We start from the raw sequence: 19,793 nt of genomic DNA on the forward strand, positions 1-19,793 counted from the left end.
GTAGGGGGGGGCTAATGGGAGCGGCCGCGCTGGGGCGGACGCACCCAGGGAGACCACAGCAAAGAAAAGGCAACGCCCAGCGCGACGGCCATGCCGAAGTTCGCAATGGCAGGCGTCTGGCTGACGGCAAGCAGACCGAAGGACAGCAAGGTGGTGACGGCGCCCAGCAGGACGCCGACCAGGCTGGCGGCGGCGCCCGCCACGCGTTCGTACATGAAAATGGCGTAGTCCACGCCGATGGCGGACACCAACAGCAGGCCGAACAGGCTGAACAGGGTCAGGGGCTGGCCCAGATAGCCCAACGCGGCCAAGGCGCAGGCGGTGGCGGCAAGCGGCACCGCCAGGATGCGCCAGGTGGCCGCGCGACCCAGCGTCAGCAGCAGCAAGACGGCCGCCACCCCATAGGACAGCAGCTTGAGTTCGGCGGCTTCGATACGGGTTGAGGCGAACATGCGGTTCAAGTCGCCGCTGCGGTCCACCAGTTCGACGCCCGGCAAATCGCCCGCGATGCCATCCAGCGCGGCGGCGCTGTGCAGGCCCAGCAGCGTGACCATGCCGGCTGCCTGGCCGTCGTGCACGCCCAGCCATTGGCCGCGCCAGCGTTCGGCAAGCGGGCCTTGCAGCGCGGCGTCGATGGTCAGCGGGGGCAAGGTGGCGAAGGCATTCAGTTCGCGCTGCAAGGCCTCAAACGGTATGCCCAGGTCGGTCAGGGGCTTCCAGGCTTCGGGCCGCGCGGCCTGCGCCGTCAGTTGCCGGCCTAGCGCCAGCTGGTCTTGCACGGGCGACACCAGTTGGCTAAGCGCGCTGTAACCGGCAAGATCGCCACGCTGGACCAGCGCGTCCAGCTTGCGGGCCACCCGCGCTTGTCGGCGCAGCAGCTCGTCCGCATCCGGCGCGCGCACAAGAAAGAACTGGCTGGTCGGCGTGAAGCCGGTGATCTCGCCGATCTGGCGCGCTTGTTGCAATAGCGGCGCGGGCAGGCTCAACCATTGGCGCAGGTCGTCCTGGATGACCAGCCGGCTGACGCCACCCACGGTAGCGGCCACCAGCGCCAGCGCGCCCGCCGCCAGCAGCAGGCGTCGGCCCGCCACGCGTTCGCGCAGGCGCAAAGCCGCTTCGGCGGCGTGCAACAGCGGCGGCCATGGGCGCGGATGCCAGCCGTTCATCCAAGCCGGAAGCTGGCACACCGTGCACGCGTAGGCGCCCAACAGGCCGGCGGCTGAAAAGACGGCCGTCTGCGTCAGGGCAGGAAACGGTGTAAAGGCCAGCGCCACGTAGCCGACCAGGCTGGCCGCCAGGCTGATGGTCAGGCCGGGCAACACGCGGCGCAGCGCGGGCCATGCCTGCCAGTCGGCCATGCCGTAGCTTTTGCCCAGCCAGTGCATGGGAAAGTCCACCGCCACGCCGATCAGGCTGGCGCCGATCACCAGCGTCAGCACATGGATCGAGCCAAACACCGCCACGCAGGCTACGGCGCCGGTCAACAGGCCCACCGCCACCGGGATGAACGCCAGCAACGCACGCGCGCGGCGCAAGGCCAGCAACAGCACCAGGACGATGCCGGCCATGGCGATGGACCCGATCCAGGAGCTTTCGGCCACGGCCTGCGCCCGCCCGGCCGCCGCGTACAGCGGGCCGCCGGCGACCAATAGTTCCGCGCCGTCGGCCTGTAGCGCCTGGCGGGCTTCATCGATGCGGGCCGCCAGGCCCTGCGGCGCGTCGGTGTCGAACGCGTCAGCGCGTGTTTCGGCGCGCACCAGCACCCAGCGCCGGCCGGCATGTTCCGCTTGCAACGTGCCGGTGCCCATGTCGTATTGCACCGAGCCGCCGGGCCGCAACGCTTGTTCGGCGCGCCGGGTCAGCCCCAGCCAGTCCTGGTCCACGGGCACCAGTCCCGCCGACGAAAACGGGTCGGACAATTCGCGCGCGCGGCGTTGGGCGTAGGCGGCGGGGTCGCCGGCCAGTTGGTCGCGGTCGGCAGGGGGCAGCATGGCCAGGCGTCCGGCCAGCAGCTGCGCGCGCAGCGCGGCCACGTCCACATTCAATTCCAGCTGCACCGAGGCGAACAGGCCGCTGTCGCGCAGGCGGTCGGCCAAGGCGCGCGCGGGCGCCACCGGGTCCGCGCCCGGCCGCGCCGCCACCAGCGCCAGCAACTGGCGAGACAGCGGTTCCTGGATGCGTGCTTCGGCCAATTGCCGCGTGGCGTCGGCCTGGGTGTGCGGCACCAGCTCCATCAGGTTGGCCGACACCGGCCAGCCATGGCGGCATTGCCACGCGCCCACGCACAGGACAAGTAGCAGACCCAGCTTGAACAGCCGGGGCAGCCAGCGCTCAATGGGAAAACGCACGTTGTTCTTCTGAAGTCAGGGCGTCGGCGGCAACCGCGTCCGTCATTTGCAGGACGCTGCGGTCGCCTTGGGATTCGCGCAATTCGATGCGGTCGACCAGCTTGCCGCCGTTGATCTGGATGTTGTCGAAAATCTGGCGCAGCAAAGCGGACCGCGGCGTCAGTATCAGCTGCCATGCCGCGGCGTCGCCCGTCAGGGCAAGGTCGAAGTTGTCTTGCAGGTCTTTGGTGTCGCCGGCCAGCACCGACAGGAACAGCCGGTTCTCGCGGCCCGACCCGGTCTGTTGCGGCAACGCCTGCCAGGCCCCGGATTCATCACGCCGCGATATGCCGCCAGCGTCGATGCGCAGGTCCTGGGCGATGGGCGTGCGCAGCAGCCACAACAGCCCTTTGCCGGCTGCCAGCGTGAAGTCGCCACGGCTGGTCAGGGGCTGCGGCAGCGAGCGCAGGAATTTTTGCTGGATGAAATGGCCACGCACGACCGGCGTGGCACGCAGCTGGGCTTGCAGGTCGTCCAGGCTGAAAGCGTGCGCGGTCCACGGCAGCGCGATCAGCAACAGCAAGAGCCACTGCAACTGCCGCAGCGCCGCATGTCGTGCGAGTGTCAGGCCGCGTTTCAAGCCGTGTTTCAGCCCCAGTGCAAACGACTTGGCAGCAGGCGCCTTCATGTGGACGCCTCCAGGGCATGCAGCTTGCGCCGCACGGCGTCCACGAACGCGGGTGGCGAGGTCAGCTGCATTTCACGGGTTGCGATGCAGACGGCCACCTGTTCAGACGTGCCGCGCGTCAGCCGCTTGCCGCTTGCCGTATCCAGGATCAGGTAATTGATCTTCAAGCGGTTTTCCCATTCCACCAGCTCGGCGCGGACCGTCAGGCGCTGGCCGAACTCGGCCGGCTGGGCATAGCGCAAATGCAGATCGATGACCGGCCAGGCGTAGCCGCTGGCGCGCATGGCGTCGTAGTTGTGGCCCAGTTGGTCCAGCAGTTCGCAACGCGCCTGCTCCAGGTACTTCACGTAGTGGCCGTGCCACACGACATTGAGCGAGTCGACGTCGAAGAAGGGGACCTGGATGTCGACCTGTGCGCCGATAAGGCCTCGTTTACGCATCGTCTTTCCAGAAAGGGTAGAAGTTGAACCATTGCAGCGGCGCCAGTCGGCAGTGCGCGGCAAGTTGGTCGGCATAGCGTTGCGCCCAGTAGGCGATGCGTTCCTGGCGCGTGGCGCGCGTCCATTCGATGCCGTCGCACAGGCGTTGCATGGCGACGCGGTAGCGGCCGCCATGGCGCGTGCAGAACAGCACATTGACCGGGCAGCGCAGCAGCCCCGCCAGCAGCCAGGGCCCTTGCGGCAGCTCGGCCGGCGCACCCAGGAAGTTGACCCGCGTGGTGCGGTCGCCCTGCAACGGCACGCGGTCGCCGGCAATGGCCAGCCATTCCCCGCGATCCAGGCGCTGCGCCAGGTCCAGCATGGTGGCGGCGTCTAGTTCGCTGACCTGGATCATGCGCAAGCCACCGCCGGCCTCATCCAGCAGACGGTTGAAATGCACGGCGTGCTTGCTGTGCACCAGCACATTCAGGCGCAGCGCGCCCGACTGTTCGGCCAGCGCGCGGCACACTTCGATATTGCCCAGATGCGAGCCCACCAGGATCTGGCCACGGCCGGTGCCCATTTGCGCATGCAGGCCGTCGGGGTCGGCGATGTCCAGGTGCGACAGCGTGATCTTGCCTTGCCACACGTCCAGCTTGTCCAGCATGGCGTCGGCGAAGGCCAGGTATTGGCGGTAGACGGGCAGGGTGCGCGGCAGCGGCACGTGCGGCAAGGGCGGCATGTTGGCCATGTCGGGCATGTCGGGCGTTGTCGTGCCGGATAGCCGCTGCTGGTACTGCGCGATGGCGCGGCGCGCGCGGCCACCGAATGCGTAGAAGTACAGCACCACGATCCACACCACGGGCGCGACCACGCGGCGGCCCAGCCGACGCGCTGCCCAGGCCGTCAGGCGCATCAATAGGGGGCTGCCGCGCTCGCGCTGGTGGGCCCAATGGGAATCGGCGGCGCTCAAGATTGCGCCCTTCCTGCCAGGCGGTGCGCCCTGCGTGCCAGGCGGCGCCACAGCAACGCCGGCGCGCGGCCCAGCATCCCGAAGAACAGCCGCGCGTGCATGCGGCTGATCAGCACGTTGTCACGCAGGCCCTTGAAATGCGACACCCCGCCTGCCGGGTAGGTCACGCGGGTAGGGCGCCACGCCATTGGCACACCGCGCCAATGCAGGCGCACCAGGATGGCGATGTCGAAATCCATGCGGCGGCCCACGCCGGCGCGGTCAATGACGGGCAGCACGGACGCCAATGGATAAATACGAAAGCCGCACATGGCGTCGGGGATGTCCATCGACAGCGTATTGATCCAGACCCAGACGCGGGTCAGCCAGCGCCCGTAAAGGCGGCTGCGCGGGACATCGTCGCCGTAGACGGGCGCGCCGCAGATCACGGCTTGCGGGTGGGCGCGCGACGCCTCGGCCATGGCGATGGCGTCGTGCAAGGCGTGCTGGCCATCGGCGTCCACCTGCAAGGCGTGGGTATAGCCGAAGGCGGCGGCGGCGCGCAGGCCGTCCTGTACCGCCGCGCCCTTGCCGCCATTGACGGCGCGGCGCACCAGGTGCGTGCGCGGCTGCGCGGCCAGCGTGTCCAGCACGGCCGCGCATCCCGGCTCGGAACCATCGTCCACCAGCACGCAGGGCAAGCCCTGCGCCGCCATCTGCGTATGCACGGCGGCTACCGTGGCGCCATGGTTGTAAACCGGGATGACCGCGCACAGCTTATGGGGTTGCGGCATGGCCATCCCTTTGAATCATGCGGCCCGACGAGCAGGGCGCGTCGTCCACCGTCAAGGTGAAATACAGCTTTTGTTTCGCCTCGTCCCAGCGCAAAGCCATCACGGCCCGATCCCCGGGGCGCAGCAAGCGCTGGAATTTCAGGGCCTCCATGCCGCCAAATTGCAGGCCGGGGCACAGACCGCGCTGCGCCAGCGACAGCGCCCAACTGATTTGCGCGACGCCCGGCACCACGGGCACCGTCGGGAAATGCCCGCTGAAAAACGCCAGGTCGTAGGGAATATCCAGCGTGTAGCGGCGTTCGTTGCCGGGTTGGCCGGGCAGTTCGACCACATGGGGGTCCACCGGGCGCGGACCCGCCGCCGCGTCGAACGATACCTGCGGCATCTTGCCCTGCGCATTGGTGGGCAAATGCCTGAAAAGGCGCCACGATCGCGGGATGGCCAGCGACTCAAAGCCCGTGCCCAGATGCGTGCGTAGCGCGTCCACCAGCGTCTTGCGGCCTTGGTTGCGCAGCACATGCAGTCCCGCGCTCGACAGCGCGACCAGCCCGGTCAGGCGCGTGGCGCCGCTCGCGATGCCCACGCGCGCATCGGCCACATAGCCGTGGCGCATCAGCGCCTGTTCCAGCATCGGCAACGAGATCCGTTTTTCTTCGATCTTGACGATGCGGTCCAGGCGGCCCAGCAATTCAAAGCCGCTGCCGGTCAGCCGGGCGCCATCCGAGGTGTGTTCGTCGGCGGCGTTGACCCAGGGCGATTGCACGCGCAACGCGCCGTCGGCGCCTGTGCTGAGCGCAACGCCGGGCAAGGCTTGCCAGTCTGATGCCCCGGTGCGCCACGCAACGGCACCGGTTTCCGAACTGCCATAGATTTCGGTGGGACGCAGGCCAAGTTCGCGTTCAATGTCGTCGGATACCTGCACCGGCAGCGCACCGCCCGACGAATGAATACGCAGCAGTCGGCCGCGTAGTTGCACCCAGTCCAGCCGTTGACCCAGCCGGCGCAACATGGCCGGGCTGGCTATCCAGGTGAAGGACGGATAGCGCAGGCTGGCTTGCTGCAATTCCTCGGGATAGTGGCGCTGAAGGCGGTCGATCAAGCGGCCCGCGCACAGCGGCCACAGCACGCGAAACGGCAGGCCGTACATATGTTGTGCCGATACGCTGCCCAGCACGGGCGCGTTCGGTTCCGGCCATTGTCGCTGCAAGGCGTGGACCTCGGCCGACAGCTGGCGCCATTGCTTGTGCAGCGGCTTGGGCGCGCCGCTGGAGCCCGACGTGCACAGCACCAGAGTGCGTGCGGGGTCCAGGCCGGCGGGCGCAAGCGGCGCATGGTCTTGCAAGCCGTCCAGCCGCCATTGGCGCGACGGCGGCACGGGCAGGGCGGTATCGGTCAGCCAGGCGTCGACATCCGCGTCCAGCGTGGCGCAGGTGGCGGGCTGCGCATCGCCGGGCAAGACGGCGATGACGTTGGCGCGCCAGCAGGCGAACAGCGCAATGGCCAGCGCCACGGCGTCGTCGAACCACAGCGCCACGCGGCGTGGCGCGCGTGCCTGCAAGGCGCCGGCCGCGCGCAGGCTGGCCTGCGCGAAAGCGGCGCGAGTCAATGGCGGCTCGTCGGCCAGCAGGACGTCGTGGGCGGCTGCGTCTGGCAGCAGCAGGTGTTCTAGCGGTGTCCAGCGCATGGCTCAAACCGCCTTCGCGGCTGCCGGGCGCAGCAGCCATTCGCCTGCCATCAGCAGGCCCATCAAGCCATAGCTGATGGCGCCGTTGTAGGCGACCCACCAGCTCCAGGGCGCCCAGGCGGCCAGGGCCGCGGCCGCCGCGCCGTTAGCCGCAAAAAACAGGCACCATGCACGCGTGACGTTACGCGTGTAGCGCACGCCCTCGGGCGGCAGGTTCGGATGACGCAGGCGGGCGATTTGTTCAACCACGGGACGGCCGACGCGCAGGCTTGCGCCGAAGATGGCAAGCATCATCGCGTTGACCATCACGGGGTACCAGCGCAGCCACGCTTCGGAATTGCAAAGCGCCAACACGACGCAGAACGTCACGGCCACGGCCGGCAGCAAGCGCGCGCCGGGTTGCCCGGCGCGCGCGGTCAAGCCACGCAGCAACCACAGCAGCGCCAGCGGCAAGGCCAGCCAGGCGGGACTGACGCGCCCCAGCGTCGCGTGCACCACAAAGGGATACGCGACGCCGGCCACGGCCAAGCCGGCCGCAACGCCGCGCCTCATGCGTCGGGAGCCTGCTTTTGCCACATGGCCTGGACCACGTCCTCGACGGTGCGCACCGTGCGAAAGTCGTTTGCGTCCAACTTGCGGCCGGTCTGGCGGCGCACGTGGTCGATCAGGTCGATGGCGTCGATGCTGTCGATTTCCAGATCGGTATATAGATTGGCTTGCGGCGTAACGCGTTCGGGTTCGATCTCGAACAGCTCGACCAGCGCATCGCGCAACGTATTGAAGATGTCCTCACGGGTATGCATCGTGGACTCCATCTGCGTTAAGCGCGGCGCTGCGCGGCGACAAAGTCCGCCAGGCTGCTGATGCTGGTGAAATGCTCGCGCATGTTGCGCGTTTCGGGATCGATGGCGATGCTGTAGCGCTTTTGCAGCGCCAGGCCCAGCTCAAGGGCATCGACCGAATCCAGCCCCAATCCCTCGCCAAACAGCGGGGCGTCGGACGCGATGTCGTCGGGGGTGATGTCTTCCAGACCCAGCGATTCGATGACGAGCGTCTTGAGCTCAAGTTCCAATTGGTTCATCCCGCTTTGACTCCGTTGCCACCGTCCCGGGTGGCGTGTTCGTTCATGACAGCGCCGGCCGGCGCGGTGCGCGCCAGCTCGGCTTCGAAATAGGCATGCAGCCAGGCATTCATCTTGCGGCCCGCGGCGGGCAGGGGATGCGCGCTGCTCCAGATGGTCGGGTCGATGTCCTCGCCCACCTGGATGACATAGCGCATGCGGCGCGCGGGAATCCGGTACCAGGGTTCGCCCTTGGTCAGGCTGCGCGGGTTCATCTGGATGACCACGGGCGTGACGATGCGCGCACCGCGCAGCGCAATGGCGCAGGCGCCACGGTGAAACTGCGGCAATGCGTCAGGCGGCGTGCGCGTGCCTTCGGGGAAGACGATCAGCGTTTCGCCGTTGCGCAGCACATCAGCGGCGCGGTCAAACATGTCGAAGCTCTCGTCGTTAGTGATGTAGCCCGCGTTGGCAACGGGGCCGCGCGTGAACGGGTTGGTGGCCAGCCCATGCTTGACGATGCAGTTGGCGTTCTTGACGTGTCCCACCAGAAACACCACATCGAGCAACGACGGGTGGTTGGCCAGGATCATCTGGCCGGGCTTGCCCAGGCGGTCGGCGCCCTTGAATTCAACGGTCAGGATGCCCACCCGAACCATGAACCGGATGAACAGGCGAAACGTGCGGTTCAGCGCCCAGCGCGCGCGCCGCTGGCGTCCGATCCGGCCGCCCGGCAGCAGGCGCTGCGGCGGGAAGACCAGCACGCGCAACAGCACGCCGCCCACGCCAAACATCGTGAAGGCCATGCCGGTGGCCAGCAGGCGCCAAAGCCAGAAGTCCTGGCGGGGTTGGGTGGTGCTAGTCATGCGGTGCGGGTCCAGGTCCAGCGTCGGGCGCGATTGGCGTGCCCCCAAGTGGGGGTGCGCAGCGTCAGGTGGCGCAGCAGGTTCAAGGGGTTGGGCCAAACGTGCTCTGCTGCCGTCAAGTCGAAGGACGACGTGGGTGGCGGGCGGTGGCCGCCGGCGCCGGAGGACAGGGCCAGTGACCAGTCCGAGCCGGCGCGCAAACGAAACGCGGCGGCGTAGGTGTAGGGCACGTCATCGATCCAGGCGGCATAGGGCGCGGGCGGGCGTTCTTCGGCCAGCACCACCAGGACGTCGTCATGGCCCTGGTCGAGCAGCATGGCGGCTTCGACAAACGCGTGCTCCAGGCCGTCGTCGTCCACCGACAGCGCGACGGATTCGGTGGTTTCACCGCGTATGATCGACCACTGCGCGGCAATGGCGTTGTGCACCGACAGGCCGAACGCGGTGGGAGACAGCGGTTCATTCGCCGCCAGCGCTTGCAGCAGGCCGAAATTGCGGGTGGTTTCGCCGTGCCGCGAGGCAAACACGAAAGGCATCGCCGGGCGCCCGGCCGCTAGCGGCCACGCGCATTCGAACACCGCGCGGGCAAGCGGGCTGAGCCGGCGGCGTTGCATCGGGGGCAGAAAGTCCAGGCGGGGCGCGCGTGCGTCATCAAGCGGACAGTAAGGGTGTTGCGCCCAATGAAACCAGTCTTCGGGCGACTCCATTCCTTGCGTCCAACCTTGCCATTGCGCGATTGAAAACGTCAACATAGCGCGCGATTCTACTATGTCATCGCTCATGGAATTTGTTTTCAGTAGTAACTTTGTGTCGACGCCACAGCAAGGGGTTTCGCGTCTTCGAAATGTAATTGGTTACTTATTGCCGTGGAAATTCAGGAACTATTCATGTATTGGGCGGACAAAGGCGCCGCCGATCTTTATCGGGTGCAGGACCTGTCCGAAAACGACGCCTTGCTGGCGCCCGCCCGATCCGGCCCCAAGGCCCGCGAAGACTGGCGGGTCAGCCGCGCCTTGCTGCATGACGTGCGCCGGTCCACCCCTGCGGGCGGCGTGACGTCGCTAAGCCACAGCGGCGGTCACGCCGTCTGTGCCCGCGCCCCGGACGGCTGGGCAGTGGGCGCCGACCTTGAGCGCCTGCGGACACGGGATTTTGCCGCGCTGGCCGCTTGGGTGTGCTCAACGGAAGAGGCCGTGGCGCTGGCCGCCTTGGAGGGGCCGGCCCAATGCCATCGTTTTTACCTGCTGTGGACCTTGAAAGAAGCCTTGATCAAGGCAGCAAAATTGGCTTTTCCAGCGGATATGGCCACGGTTGGCCTCACCAGGGATGGCGACGGCACATGGCGGCTACGCGCGCCGCCCGGCCCGTGGCAGGCGGCCAGCTGGATGGTGGGGGACGCATGGATGGCCTCCGTGGTGTGGCAGGGCCCGGACCCGGCCACAAGGTATCCAATTTGGCGCGGGGGCGCCGGCTGCGCCTTGCCGGCGCTAACACTTGTTGGCGAATGGCTACGCGACATCGATTAAGGGGTGCGCCGGGATGTGTCCTTGGTTCTTGAAGATGACCCTTCGTTCTTAAAGATGTATTATGAATATATGTTTAAAGCGAGCCCGATCGCAATTCAAGGAGCAGCAAGATGTTGAGCCCCGAAGTCCGCGCGCTGGTCAAAGCCACGGCCCCCGTCCTTAAAACCCATGGCGTGGCGCTGACGCGTCATTTCTACGCGCGCATGTTCGAGCACAACCCCGAGCTCAAGCACGTGTTCAACCAGGGCCATCAGGCCGGCGGCCAGCAGCAGCATGCGCTGGCCGGCGCCGTGACCGCCTACGCGGAACATATCGACGACCCTTCCGTGCTGGCTCCCGTGGTGACGCGTATCGTGCACAAGCACGTCAGCCTGGGCATCCGGGCCGAGCACTACGCTATTGTTGGCAAGCATTTGCTGGCGTCCATCCGTGAAGTGCTGGGCGAGGCCGCCACCGACGAACTGGTGGATGCCTGGGCCGCGGCTTATGGCCAATTGGCGGACTTGCTGATCGCCGAAGAATCGCGCCTGTATGCCGAATCGGCGGCCAAGCCGGGCGGCTGGACGGGGTGGCGCGCCTTTCGCATCGTGGGCAAGCAGCCGGAAAGCGCTGAAATCACGTCCTTCTATCTGGCGCCGTCCGATGGCGGCAAGGTGCCCGCCTATCGCCCCGGCCAATACCTGTCCGTGCGCGTCTACATTCCCGAGCTGGGCCTGATGCAGCCGCGCCAATACAGTTTGTCGGACGCGCCCGGGCAAGATCGCCTGCGTATTTCAGTCAAGCGCGAGGCCGCGGGCGCCCAGACGCCGGCAGGCCGGGTGTCCAACACCTTGCACGACCGGCTGCAAGAGGGCGACGTGCTGGATGTGGCGCCGCCGCAAGGCGATTTCTATCTTCAAGAAGACAGCGACGCGCCCGTGGTGCTGCTCAGTGGCGGAGTCGGGCTGACGCCGATGGTGTCGATGCTGAACCATCTGGTGCGCACCGACGACAAGCGCCAGATCCGGTTCGTGCACGGCTGTCGCAACCGCGCGGTGCACGCCATGCGCGACCACGTGAACCGCATCGCGGCAGAACGCGGCAATGTACGCAAGGCGGTCTTCTATGAAGAAGTCGGCCACGCCGACAAGGCCGGCGAAGACTACGACCACCGTGGCCGCGTGAACCTGCGCGCCATCGCGGACGAGGCCATCGTGCCGGGCGCCGATTATTACCTGTGCGGTCCGGCGCCGTTCATGGCCGCGCAACGCTCTGCCTTGCTGGAGCTGGGCGTGGAACCCGCGCGCATCCACGCCGAGGCCTTTGGCACCGGCGGCGCTCCTGCCTGAGCGGTGTATCCTGGCGGCCTGAACTTTTCGGGCCGACCGGCCACCCGAACCTCGCCATGCAACTGACCCGATTCACCGATTTCGGCCTGCGCGTCTTGATGTATCTGACGCAGTGCCGAGACCGGCCCAGCGCCGTGACCATCCCGGAGATCGCCGAGCGTTTCGACGTGTCGCGCAATCATCTGGTCAAAGTGGTGCACTTCATGTCGCAACGCGGCTGGATCAGTACCGTGCGGGGCAAGGGCGGCGGTTTGCGGCTGGCGCGCGACGCGTGCAGCTATCCCATCGGCGACCTGATCCGCGAGTTGGAACAGCAGGGTCCGCTGATCGATTGTCGCGAACCGCCCTGTGCGCTGGACGGCGCCTGCCGGCTGGCGGGCGTGCTGGCCCAGACCCTGAACGCCTTCTACGACGCGCTTAACGGCTACACGCTGGCCGATCTGGTGCGCGACCCCACCGCCGCCGCCATCATCAAGCTGCACCGCGCCGCCTGACCCGTCAGCCTTGGCCCGGCCCGCTTGCCCCCCTCAATCCCATGATGTTTTGTTATGGATGCTGCGGCGTTTGGCATTTGCCGCGCTGCCCATGGCCGTTACAAAATGGGAGATTCCCTGTTTGATTGGATGAAGGCATGCGCGTTTGCGTAATCGGTGCGGGCGTTGTCGGCGTGACGTCTGCGTATTTCCTGGCGCGCCAGGGCCACGATGTGGTGCTGGTGGACAGCCAGGCGCGGCCGGCGGAAGTGTCCAGCTACGCCAACGGCGGCCAGCTCAGCTACAGCTACGTCGCGCCGCTGGCCGGTCCGGGCGTCTTGCCCAGCGTGCCGGGCTGGCTGTTGCGCCAGGATTCCCCGCTGCGCTTCCGGCCCCGGCTGGACCCCCACCAATGGCGTTGGTGCGTGCAATTTGCCCTGGCCTGCCGCGCGTCGGTGGCCAAGGCGTCCACCGCGCAGTTGCTGGGTTTGTCCTACCTTAGCCGCGACGTCATGCACACGCTGCTGCAACAGGAAAACCTGGATTTTGGCCATCTGAAAAACGGCAAGCTGATCGCCTACCGCAGCGCCGCCTTGCTGGACAAGGCGCGCGCGCTAGTGGCCTACCAGGCGGGGCACGGCGCGCAGCAGCAGGTGCTGGATGCGGCGCAAACCCTGGCAATGGAGCCCGCGCTGGCCGCCATGGGCCGCAACCTGGCGGGCGCGATCTACACGCCCAGCGAAGAGGCGGGTGATTGCCGTCAGTTCACCGAAGGCCTGTTCGACCGCCTGCAAGCGCTGGGCAATGTGGAGTGCGCCATGTCCAACCCCGTGACGGGTTTGCAGCGCGAAGGCCGCCGCATCGTCGCGGTGAACACGCGCCATGGCGACATCGGCGCCGACGCCATCGTGCTGGCCACCGGCATCGGCACCCGTGCGCTGCTCAAGCCGCTGGGGCATGACGTGCCCCTGTATCCGCTAAAGGGGTACAGCCTGAGCGTGCCCTTGGCGGACGACGACACGGTTGCCCCGCGTATCAGCGTGACGGATTACGAGCGCCGCATCGTCTATGCGCGCGTGGGCAAGGTGCTGCGCATTGCCGCCATGGTCGATATCGGCAGCGCCAACGCCGATATCGATCCGGCGCGCGTGGAACTGCTCAAGCGCCAGGTGCGCGAGGCGTTTCCCGCGCTGGACCTGACGCAAGCCATCCCCTGGGCCGGCTTGCGCCCGGCCACGCCTACCGGCAAACCGTTGATCGGGCAGAGTCCGGCGGCCGACAACCTGTGGCTGAACATCGGCCAGGGCGCGCTGGGCTTCACGCTGGCCTGCGGCAGCGCCGCGTTGCTGACGGCGCAGATGGCCGGGCTGGAACTGCCCTTGGACCCGGCGCCGTTTCGGCCTTGAGCCCGCGTCCCCCAGGCGCCATTCCCCGCGTTCACGGGCGTTCAATACAAGCGCGTTCGGCCACGCCATAGTGCGGCTCTCTAGCGGGAGCACTCATGAGCATTTTCCAAAGAACCACCATCGCGCTGGCGCGCAGCCCCGTCATGGGGCGCGCAATGCGGGCGGTGGCGGCGCGCTCGTCGCTGGCGCAGCGCTTTGTCGGCGGCACGGATGTGCACGCCGCCGTTCGCACGGCGTTGCGGCTGTGGCAGGCCCATGGCATCCGGTCATCGTTGTTCTACCTGGGCGAATACGTGGCCGACCCCGCCGCCATCGAACACAACGTGTCGCAAGCCCTCGACGCCTGTAGCGCGCTGGGCGCGGCCGGGCTGGACGTGCACGTATCCGTGGACCCCACCGCCATCGGCTACATGGCCAGCGACGCGCTGGGCGCCGCCAACGCGCGCCGTATCGCCGACGCCATTGCAAGCCCTCGCGCCGCCACCACCCGCCGCAACTGCATGATGTTGGATATGGAAGATTCCACCATCCGCGATCGCACCTGCGCGCTACATCGTGCCTTGCTGGAAGACGGCTTGCCCGTCGGCCTGACCTTGCAGGCGCGGCGGCGGCGCACGCCCGAAGACCTGGCCTGGGCCGTGCGCCGGCACACGTCGTTGCGGCTGGTGAAAGGCGCGTTTCCCGAGCGCGCGCTGGACCATGCGGGCCGCGCCCGGATCGACCTGGCCTATCTGGACGCGGCCGCCATCATGCTGTCGCACGACGCGCGCAAAGCGGGGTTTTATCCGGTGTTCGGCACGCATGACGACAGGCTGGCCGGCGCCATCATGACGCTGGCGCGCGAGCGGGGATGGTCGCCCGACGCGTTCGAATTTGAAATGCTTTATGGTGTGCGCCCCGACTGGCAAATGGCGCTGCGCAGCCTGGGCTATAACGTCCGGGTCTACCTGCCATTCGGCGCCGACTGGTGGCCTTACGCCATCCGCCGCGTCGGCGAAAATCCGTCCAATGCGTGGCTGTTGGCGCGCTCGCTGACCGCGGATGGGCGGTACTTCGGCTAGCGTAGCGGAGCGGGGCGATAAGACGGCAGGGCGACAGGCCGGCGCGCTATGGGCCACGCCACGCCGCTGCCGTCCGGGCTGGCGGCAGTCGCGCAAGGACTTCTGGCCCTCTATTTCTGGCTATCCACTTCTGGCTATCTATTTCTGGCTATCCACTTCTGGCTATTTGATGGCTGCATCTGAACATATCTGGCATTGCGGCGCGGGCCTGCCCGGCGACGTCTTGATCGCGGACCTGCGGGCGTATCGCTACGCGCCGCACTTTCATGATGCCTGGTCGATTGGCGCCATCGAACGCGGCCGGTGCTCTTTTACCGTACAGGGCCACACCCACGTTGCCGCCACCGGCGACCTGGTGGTGATCGCACCCGGCCAAGTGCACACGGGCGGCACGTCCGACGCGCCGCTGGCCTATCGCATGGCGTACATCGACCCGGCCTGGTTCGATGACCACGCGCGCGCCATGCTGGGAGGCGCCGCGCGCATATCGGGCCCCGTGATCCGCGCGCCCGCGTTGTGCGCACAATGGCTAAACGCGCTGGCGCCCGGCGCCATGGCGGACGGCGAACGCCGCGAACGAATCTCGGCCGCGCTGCTAGGCCTGCTTAACGCGCATGGCGACGCGACCACGCCTGCGGACAGCGACGCGTCCGACGTCTGCGCGTTGCTGCGCGAACGCATGGCGGCCGATCCCGCCTGCGCGCCGGACCTTGATGCGCTGGCCCGCGCGCAGGACCGCCACCGCACCACGCTGGTCAAGCAGTTTGCCCGCCGCTACGGGCTTCCACCACAAGCGTGGCTGCGTAATTGGCGCGTGGCGCGCGCACGGGTGTTGTTGCGTGGCGGCGTGCCGCTGGCGCAAGCGGCCCAGGCCGTGGGTTTCGCCGACCAGGCGCACCTGACGCGCGTGTTCAAGCAGGTCTACGGCAGTACGCCCGGCGTGCTGCTGCGCGCGGGTTCCCAGACGTTGTGAGGGCGGGGCGTTTCGATGCGGTAATCGGAATATTTCCGGGTAAAGAACGACGCGCCCAGCTGCTCGGCCGCCAATAAGGGCTGGCGCGGATCGGCCGCGATTTCTCCGCGCAGGTTGCCCGCGCCGTGCACATAGCCCACGAATTCGGAATGCGAATAGCGCGCGTATTCCTGCACCTGATGCACGATGCCCAGCGCCGCCCCGGGGTAGGTTTCCTCGGACGCCACCGCCAAGCCCAGGCGCTTGCCCGTCATGCGTGCCTTGACGCGTTCCGGCTCGGGGCCGCTGCCGGCATAGTGGCTGAACGAACGGTCAAAGAAAGCCTTGGTCTGCGCCGACATGCCGTACCAATAAATGGGCGTGCAGATCAGCACGCCATCGGCAGGCAGGAAGTGTTCAAGAAACAGTTCCGAATAGCGGTCATCGGGCGCGGGTTGGTGGCGCAGGTCGGACAGGAATCCGTGGAGGTAATCGTCCAGGAAAAGCAGGTTGGTGGATATGCCGGCGGCGTTTGCGCCACGTTGCGCGGCGGCGCCTAATGCGGCGCTGTTGCCGTCGCGGCGGGGGCTGCCGACCAGGATCAGCAGGCGCTGGGATGGATGATTTTGATTCATGATGGCTCCGAATGAGTTCGTGCCTTCAATATAGAAATCCGGCTTGTCGACGACAAATGATGAATCCTTGATTAAGATGAATTAATTTCATCCATAAGGTTGTCCAGTCTCCATGTTTTCGACCTTGCCGGTGACCGCCCTGCGCGCGTTCGAGGCCGCCGCGCGGCTGCGCAGTTTCAAGCTGGCCGCCGCTGAATTGGCGGTGACGCCCACGGCGGTGTCGCACCAGATCAAGTCGCTGGAACGGCAGGTGGGATTTCCGCTGTTCGACCGCGAGCCACGCAGCGTAAAACTGACGGACAAAGGCGCGCGCCTTTTCATCAGCGTGCACGGCGCGCTGCTGGACATTGCGCAAACGCTGGACGCCTTGCGCCCCGAACCGGCCTCCGGCGCATTGACGCTATCGACCACGCATTCCTTCGCGGCCCTGTGGCTGGTGCCGCGACTGGGACGCTTTCATCAAGCCTTTCCGCAATACCAGCTGAACCTGCAAACCGGCGCCGACCCCGTGGATCTGCTGCAAGACGCCAGCGTGGACGTGGCGGTGCGCTATAGCCGACGCGCCTATCCCGCCCTGCACACCGCCGCGACGCTGCCGGAGTGGTTTGGCGTCTACGGCGCGCCCGGGCTCATCGCGCAAATGGCGAAGACGCGCGCGGCCAAAGCGGCGCCTGCCTTGGTGACGGTGCGCTGGCGCGATTCGGATCTGTACGAACAAGGCTGGCTGGCGTGGTGCCAGGCGGCGCGCATGCCCGCATGGCGCCAACCCGCGGCCGTGCACGCCTACGCAGAAGAACACTACGCGCTGCAAGCCGCCATCGCGGGGCAGGGGCTGGTGCTGGCCAGTTCGGTCATGGTGTCCGACAGCGTGCGCGCCGGCACCCTGGCCGCGTACCGGCCGCAGGTGCGCGTGCCCGGCGCGGCCTACACGGCCCTGTGCGCGCCCGGGCGCGAACGCCATCCCCCAGTCAGGGCCTTTTTGGCGTGGCTGACGCGGGAATTCCAGGCGTAGCGGTCGCCTGCCGCGATGCGCGTTGCAACCTCGTCGACACGCAACTAGCGGGCAATGTCGCCGGCGGCGATGCACGTGCCAATGTCACCGGCGGCGATGCAAACGGTACTGGCGCTTGCGGCAACGCCCGCGGCAATGTCGCCTGCCGTGACCTGCGCGTGGTCAGCTCGCCCGCCATGACGCGCGCGGCAACAGCGGCAGGGCGGCCAGCATCGCCACGCCCGCCAGCACCCAGGCGGCGGGCCACGAGCTGGCCGCCACCACGTGCGGCAGCGCAACGGGCGTCAGGAACAGGCCCAGGTAGACGCAGCTGTTCGCCATGCCCAACGCCGTGCCGGCCCGGTTCACGCCGGCAAGCGTCGCCAGTTCGGTATATGCCACGCCGTGCCAGGCCGACGCGCACACGCCCGCCGCCGTCAGCAGGGCTGCCGTGGCAAGCACCGCGCCCGGCGTGGTGGGGCCGCCACTGACCAGCCAGGCGACCGCGCCCAACGCCGCGAACATCAGCGCGCTCAGTTGCGCGCAGCGGCGCAAAAAGGCGCGTCGGTTGCCGTGCCGATCGGTCCACCGGCCGCTGGCGATGCGCGCCACCATCGCGCCCAACTGCACCGTCACCATCACGGCAGTCAGCGTGCCGATGCCCGCCTGGCTGAAATCGTGCAGGAACACCGTGGCAAAGGTCAGCACCGCGAACTGCGGGCAGCACATCAGGCCGATCGCCGCCGCCGCGCGCCAGACGCGCGCATCGCGCAACGGGCCGCGCGTGGTGGGGCGGGCGGCGGCATGGCGGCCTGGGGCGGCATGGGCGGTGGCGGTGGTGGTGGTGGTGGTGGCCGGGGCGGTGGCGGAGGCGGGCTCAGGCAAGGCGGAAGTGGGCTCAGCCGAGGCGGGGCCGGCCTGGACGGCTTCTATCTGGTCGAGTCCGGTCAAGTCCGGCTCTGCCGTGACCCGCGCGGCGGCGCGCGGGCCGCCCGGACCGCGCAATTCGCCCGGACCGCGCAATCCGCCCGGACCGCGCAATTCGCCCGGATCGCGCAGCCAGCACACCGCCAGCACCGCCGCCGCTGCGCACATCGCGGCCAGTGCGCCGAAGACGGCGGCAAACCCGGACCGTGCCGCCAGCCAAGGCAGCAGCAGGGCGCCCAGGCCTGCGCCCAGCGGCACGGCGGTCTGGCGGATGCTCATGGCAAGCCCGCGTTCGCTATCGCCGAACCAGGCCATCACGGCCCGGCCGCTGGCGCCGTTGACGCTGCCGCCCAATACGCCCACCAGCACCAGACCCGCCGCCAAGAGCCACAAGCTGGGCACCACACCGGCCGTGGGCGAGGCGAACACGCTTAGCCAGGCCAGCGCGGCTGCCGTGGCGCTCAGGCCCGTCAGCAGGACGGGGCGGTCGCCCCAGCGGTCGGTCAGCAGGCCCCAGGGCAATTCAAACAAGGCCACGCCCAGGCCCATCAAGCCCAGCGCCAGCCCAAGCTGATCGTTGTCCAGCCGATAACCGGCACGCATGAACACCGCCGTGGTCGGCAGGCCGGCGGCGGCGGCCGAAAAGGCCGCGTTGGCGGCCACGCCGACCGCCAGCACTTTCCAGCGGTGCGCGGCGGGCGCGGCCGGGGCGGACAGCAAAATCGCAGGGGCGGGGATGTCGGACATGCGGAACTCCAGAGCTTTTAAAAAAGGACCCGGCCAGTTTGCGCGTCTGCTATCGTTCTGAAAATCAGGAAATATTGATTCAATAGTTTTGAAAAACTGGACTATTAAGGCCCAGCAAGGCGACCCATGCGACCCGTAACCTTTGACCTGGACATCCTGCGCAGCTTCGTTGCGGGCGTCGATTTGGGTAGCTTCGGCCGGGCGGCCGACCGCCTGGGCCGATCCACGTCGGCGATCAGCGCGCAAATGAAAAAGCTGGAAGAGCAGGCCGGTGTGCCGCTGCTGCGCAAGGCCGGGCGCGGCCTGGCGCTCACCGACGCGGGCCAGACCATGCTGGCCTACGGCCGCCGCCTGTTGGAGCTGAACGACCAGGCAGCCCGCGCCGTGCAAGGCGCCGAGCTGTCCGGCCGCGTGCGCCTGGGCATGCAGGAAGACTGCGGCGAAATGCTGTTGCCCCGCGTGCTGGGCCAATTCGCCCGCGCGCATCCCCATGTGCGGATCGAAGCACGGGTGGCGCGCAACGGCGAACTGCTGGAACGCATGGCGCTGGGGCAGTTGGACCTGGCGCTGGCCTGGGACTTTGATGCGCGCCTGCCGCATGCCGAACGCCTGCTGGACCTGCCCATGCGCTGGATCGGCCCCAGCCAGCTTGCCGATCCGCCGCGCGGCGACGGCGATGGCGAACTGCCGCTGGTGGCCTTCGAGGCGCCTTGCCTGTTTCGCACCTGTGCCACCGACGCGTTGGACCGCGCCGGTGTGAACTGGCGCGCGGCGTTCACCAGCCCCAGCCTGGCCGGCTTGTGGGCGGCCGTGTCGGCGGGGTCGGGTCTGGGCCTGCGCGCGGCGTTGGGCCCGTCTCTTATACACATCCCCGGGTCCACGCGACCACGGAACAAAAATCGTTTGCCGTCTTCTGCTTGTAAAAAAACAAACCAAACACCAACATCAATACAATGC

General features: G+C 67.7%; 21 protein-coding genes. 8 read left to right on the top strand and 13 right to left on the bottom strand.

Features of this window, described 5'->3' with window-relative positions; all coding sequences use genetic code 11:
- Positions 1 to 11: 11 nt before the first annotated feature.
- Genes AC6LJY_RS24340 through AC6LJY_RS24390 form a run of 11 tightly spaced genes read right to left on the bottom strand, consistent with a single transcriptional unit; the run spans position 12 to position 9,542 of the window.
- Positions 12 to 2,348, bottom strand: a complete 2,337-nt coding sequence (locus tag AC6LJY_RS24340) for an MMPL family transporter (protein ID WP_498136944.1) — start codon at positions 2,346 to 2,348, stop codon at positions 12 to 14.
- Positions 2,332 to 3,015 carry an outer membrane lipoprotein carrier protein LolA gene (locus AC6LJY_RS24345; protein WP_498136945.1) on the bottom strand — a complete coding sequence of 228 codons (684 nt, stop codon included), beginning with the start codon at positions 3,013 to 3,015 and terminating at the stop codon, positions 2,332 to 2,334. The genes AC6LJY_RS24340 and AC6LJY_RS24345 overlap by 17 nt, the downstream gene beginning before the upstream one ends.
- Positions 3,012 to 3,455 carry an acyl-CoA thioesterase gene (locus AC6LJY_RS24350; protein ID WP_046804521.1) on the bottom strand — a complete coding sequence of 148 codons (444 nt, stop codon included), beginning with the start codon at positions 3,453 to 3,455 and terminating at the stop codon, positions 3,012 to 3,014. The genes AC6LJY_RS24345 and AC6LJY_RS24350 overlap by 4 nt, the downstream gene beginning before the upstream one ends.
- Complete coding sequence (locus AC6LJY_RS24355) at positions 3,448 to 4,407, bottom strand: lysophospholipid acyltransferase family protein (protein ID WP_498136946.1); 960 nt, start codon at positions 4,405 to 4,407, stop codon at positions 3,448 to 3,450. Before AC6LJY_RS24355 ends, AC6LJY_RS24350 begins: the two co-directional genes overlap by 8 nt.
- A complete protein-coding gene (locus tag AC6LJY_RS24360; RefSeq protein ID WP_314362569.1) occupies positions 4,404 to 5,180 on the bottom strand; it encodes a glycosyltransferase in 777 nt (258 codons plus the stop codon). Before AC6LJY_RS24360 ends, AC6LJY_RS24355 begins: the two co-directional genes overlap by 4 nt.
- Positions 5,164 to 6,864, bottom strand: a complete 1,701-nt coding sequence (locus tag AC6LJY_RS24365) for an ApeI family dehydratase (protein WP_498136947.1) — start codon at positions 6,862 to 6,864, stop codon at positions 5,164 to 5,166. The genes AC6LJY_RS24360 and AC6LJY_RS24365 overlap by 17 nt, the downstream gene beginning before the upstream one ends.
- A 3-nt stretch (positions 6,865 to 6,867) precedes the next feature.
- Positions 6,868 to 7,416: a COG4648 family protein gene (locus AC6LJY_RS24370; RefSeq protein ID WP_498136948.1), complete on the bottom strand. Its 549-nt coding sequence runs from the start codon at positions 7,414 to 7,416 to the stop codon at positions 6,868 to 6,870.
- Entirely contained in the window at positions 7,413 to 7,667 is a 255-nt protein-coding gene (locus AC6LJY_RS24375) for an acyl carrier protein (protein ID WP_039883125.1), read from the bottom strand. Before AC6LJY_RS24375 ends, AC6LJY_RS24370 begins: the two co-directional genes overlap by 4 nt.
- A 17-nt stretch (positions 7,668 to 7,684) precedes the next feature.
- Positions 7,685 to 7,945, bottom strand: a complete 261-nt coding sequence (locus AC6LJY_RS24380) for a phosphopantetheine-binding protein (RefSeq protein ID WP_046804525.1) — start codon at positions 7,943 to 7,945, stop codon at positions 7,685 to 7,687.
- Positions 7,942 to 8,790 (bottom strand): lysophospholipid acyltransferase family protein, encoded by an 849-nt coding sequence (locus tag AC6LJY_RS24385; protein ID WP_498136949.1) that lies wholly within the window; start codon positions 8,788 to 8,790, stop codon positions 7,942 to 7,944. The genes AC6LJY_RS24380 and AC6LJY_RS24385 overlap by 4 nt, the downstream gene beginning before the upstream one ends.
- A complete protein-coding gene (locus AC6LJY_RS24390) occupies positions 8,787 to 9,542 on the bottom strand; it encodes a beta-ketoacyl synthase chain length factor (RefSeq protein WP_046804629.1) in 756 nt (251 codons plus the stop codon). Before AC6LJY_RS24390 ends, AC6LJY_RS24385 begins: the two co-directional genes overlap by 4 nt.
- A 135-nt stretch (positions 9,543 to 9,677) precedes the next feature.
- Between AC6LJY_RS24390 and AC6LJY_RS24395 the strand changes: the two genes are divergently transcribed.
- From AC6LJY_RS24395 to AC6LJY_RS24420, 6 genes are all read left to right on the top strand, one after another.
- On the top strand, positions 9,678 to 10,316 hold the full coding sequence (locus AC6LJY_RS24395) for a 4'-phosphopantetheinyl transferase family protein (RefSeq protein ID WP_485858486.1): 639 nt from the start codon (positions 9,678 to 9,680) through the stop codon (positions 10,314 to 10,316).
- Between the two features lie 110 nt (positions 10,317 to 10,426).
- Entirely contained in the window at positions 10,427 to 11,644 is a 1,218-nt protein-coding gene (hmpA, locus tag AC6LJY_RS24400) for an NO-inducible flavohemoprotein (protein ID WP_046804527.1), read from the top strand.
- A gap of 56 nt (positions 11,645 to 11,700) precedes the next feature.
- Entirely contained in the window at positions 11,701 to 12,138 is a 438-nt protein-coding gene (locus tag AC6LJY_RS24405) for an Rrf2 family transcriptional regulator (protein ID WP_498136950.1), read from the top strand.
- Positions 12,139 to 12,275: 137 nt separating this feature from the next.
- Positions 12,276 to 13,523 (top strand): D-amino acid dehydrogenase, encoded by a 1,248-nt coding sequence (locus AC6LJY_RS24410; protein WP_104145426.1) that lies wholly within the window; start codon positions 12,276 to 12,278, stop codon positions 13,521 to 13,523.
- Positions 13,524 to 13,618: 95 nt separating this feature from the next.
- Positions 13,619 to 14,584, top strand: a complete 966-nt coding sequence (locus AC6LJY_RS24415) for a proline dehydrogenase family protein (RefSeq protein ID WP_498136951.1) — start codon at positions 13,619 to 13,621, stop codon at positions 14,582 to 14,584.
- Between the two features lie 169 nt (positions 14,585 to 14,753).
- Positions 14,754 to 15,557, top strand: coding sequence for an AraC family transcriptional regulator (locus AC6LJY_RS24420; RefSeq protein WP_498136952.1), 804 nt, complete (start codon positions 14,754 to 14,756; stop codon positions 15,555 to 15,557).
- Here AC6LJY_RS24420 and AC6LJY_RS24425 read toward each other — a convergent pair.
- Positions 15,506 to 16,171 (bottom strand): flavodoxin family protein, encoded by a 666-nt coding sequence (locus AC6LJY_RS24425; RefSeq protein WP_046804630.1) that lies wholly within the window; start codon positions 16,169 to 16,171, stop codon positions 15,506 to 15,508. The genes AC6LJY_RS24420 and AC6LJY_RS24425 overlap by 52 nt on opposite strands.
- A 112-nt stretch (positions 16,172 to 16,283) precedes the next feature.
- On the opposite strand from AC6LJY_RS24425, the gene AC6LJY_RS24430 reads away from it, so the two are divergent.
- Positions 16,284 to 17,183 (top strand): LysR substrate-binding domain-containing protein, encoded by a 900-nt coding sequence (locus tag AC6LJY_RS24430; RefSeq protein ID WP_498136953.1) that lies wholly within the window; start codon positions 16,284 to 16,286, stop codon positions 17,181 to 17,183.
- A 162-nt stretch (positions 17,184 to 17,345) separates the two neighbouring features.
- Here the strand turns inward: AC6LJY_RS24430 and AC6LJY_RS24435 are convergent, their stop codons facing one another.
- Positions 17,346 to 18,836, bottom strand: a complete 1,491-nt coding sequence (locus tag AC6LJY_RS24435) for an MFS transporter (protein WP_498136954.1) — start codon at positions 18,834 to 18,836, stop codon at positions 17,346 to 17,348.
- 126 nt (positions 18,837 to 18,962) lie between these two features.
- Here AC6LJY_RS24435 and AC6LJY_RS24440 point away from each other — a divergent pair.
- Positions 18,963 to 19,793: LysR substrate-binding domain-containing protein (locus AC6LJY_RS24440; RefSeq protein WP_498136955.1), on the top strand; the 831-nt coding region annotated here is incomplete at its 3' end.

The sequence above is a fragment of the Achromobacter sp. RT286_PF genome, from assembly GCF_059760425.1.

Excerpts from the sequence above, each read along its gene's own strand:
- AC6LJY_RS24345 (WP_498136945.1), bottom strand. The coding sequence starts at position 3,015 with ATGAAGGCGCCTGCTGCCAAGTCGTTTGCACTGGGGCTGAAACACGGC.
- AC6LJY_RS24350 (WP_046804521.1), bottom strand. The coding sequence starts at position 3,455 with ATGCGTAAACGAGGCCTTATCGGCGCACAGGTCGACATCCAGGTCCCC.
- AC6LJY_RS24360 (WP_314362569.1), bottom strand. The coding sequence starts at position 5,180 with ATGCCGCAACCCCATAAGCTGTGCGCGGTCATCCCGGTTTACAACCAT.
- AC6LJY_RS24365 (WP_498136947.1), bottom strand. The coding sequence starts at position 6,864 with ATGCGCTGGACACCGCTAGAACACCTGCTGCTGCCAGACGCAGCCGCC.
- AC6LJY_RS24370 (WP_498136948.1), bottom strand. The coding sequence starts at position 7,416 with ATGAGGCGCGGCGTTGCGGCCGGCTTGGCCGTGGCCGGCGTCGCGTAT.
- AC6LJY_RS24375 (WP_039883125.1), bottom strand. The coding sequence starts at position 7,667 with ATGCATACCCGTGAGGACATCTTCAATACGTTGCGCGATGCGCTGGTC.
- AC6LJY_RS24380 (WP_046804525.1), bottom strand. The coding sequence starts at position 7,945 with ATGAACCAATTGGAACTTGAGCTCAAGACGCTCGTCATCGAATCGCTG.
- AC6LJY_RS24385 (WP_498136949.1), bottom strand. The coding sequence starts at position 8,790 with ATGACTAGCACCACCCAACCCCGCCAGGACTTCTGGCTTTGGCGCCTG.
- AC6LJY_RS24390 (WP_046804629.1), bottom strand. The coding sequence starts at position 9,542 with ATGTTGACGTTTTCAATCGCGCAATGGCAAGGTTGGACGCAAGGAATG.
- AC6LJY_RS24395 (WP_485858486.1), top strand. The coding sequence starts at position 9,678 with ATGTATTGGGCGGACAAAGGCGCCGCCGATCTTTATCGGGTGCAGGAC.
- hmpA (WP_046804527.1), top strand. The coding sequence starts at position 10,427 with ATGTTGAGCCCCGAAGTCCGCGCGCTGGTCAAAGCCACGGCCCCCGTC.
- AC6LJY_RS24405 (WP_498136950.1), top strand. The coding sequence starts at position 11,701 with ATGCAACTGACCCGATTCACCGATTTCGGCCTGCGCGTCTTGATGTAT.
- AC6LJY_RS24410 (WP_104145426.1), top strand. The coding sequence starts at position 12,276 with ATGCGCGTTTGCGTAATCGGTGCGGGCGTTGTCGGCGTGACGTCTGCG.
- AC6LJY_RS24415 (WP_498136951.1), top strand. The coding sequence starts at position 13,619 with ATGAGCATTTTCCAAAGAACCACCATCGCGCTGGCGCGCAGCCCCGTC.
- AC6LJY_RS24420 (WP_498136952.1), top strand. The coding sequence starts at position 14,754 with ATGGCTGCATCTGAACATATCTGGCATTGCGGCGCGGGCCTGCCCGGC.
- AC6LJY_RS24425 (WP_046804630.1), bottom strand. The coding sequence starts at position 16,171 with ATGAATCAAAATCATCCATCCCAGCGCCTGCTGATCCTGGTCGGCAGC.
- AC6LJY_RS24430 (WP_498136953.1), top strand. The coding sequence starts at position 16,284 with ATGTTTTCGACCTTGCCGGTGACCGCCCTGCGCGCGTTCGAGGCCGCC.
- AC6LJY_RS24435 (WP_498136954.1), bottom strand. The coding sequence starts at position 18,836 with ATGTCCGACATCCCCGCCCCTGCGATTTTGCTGTCCGCCCCGGCCGCG.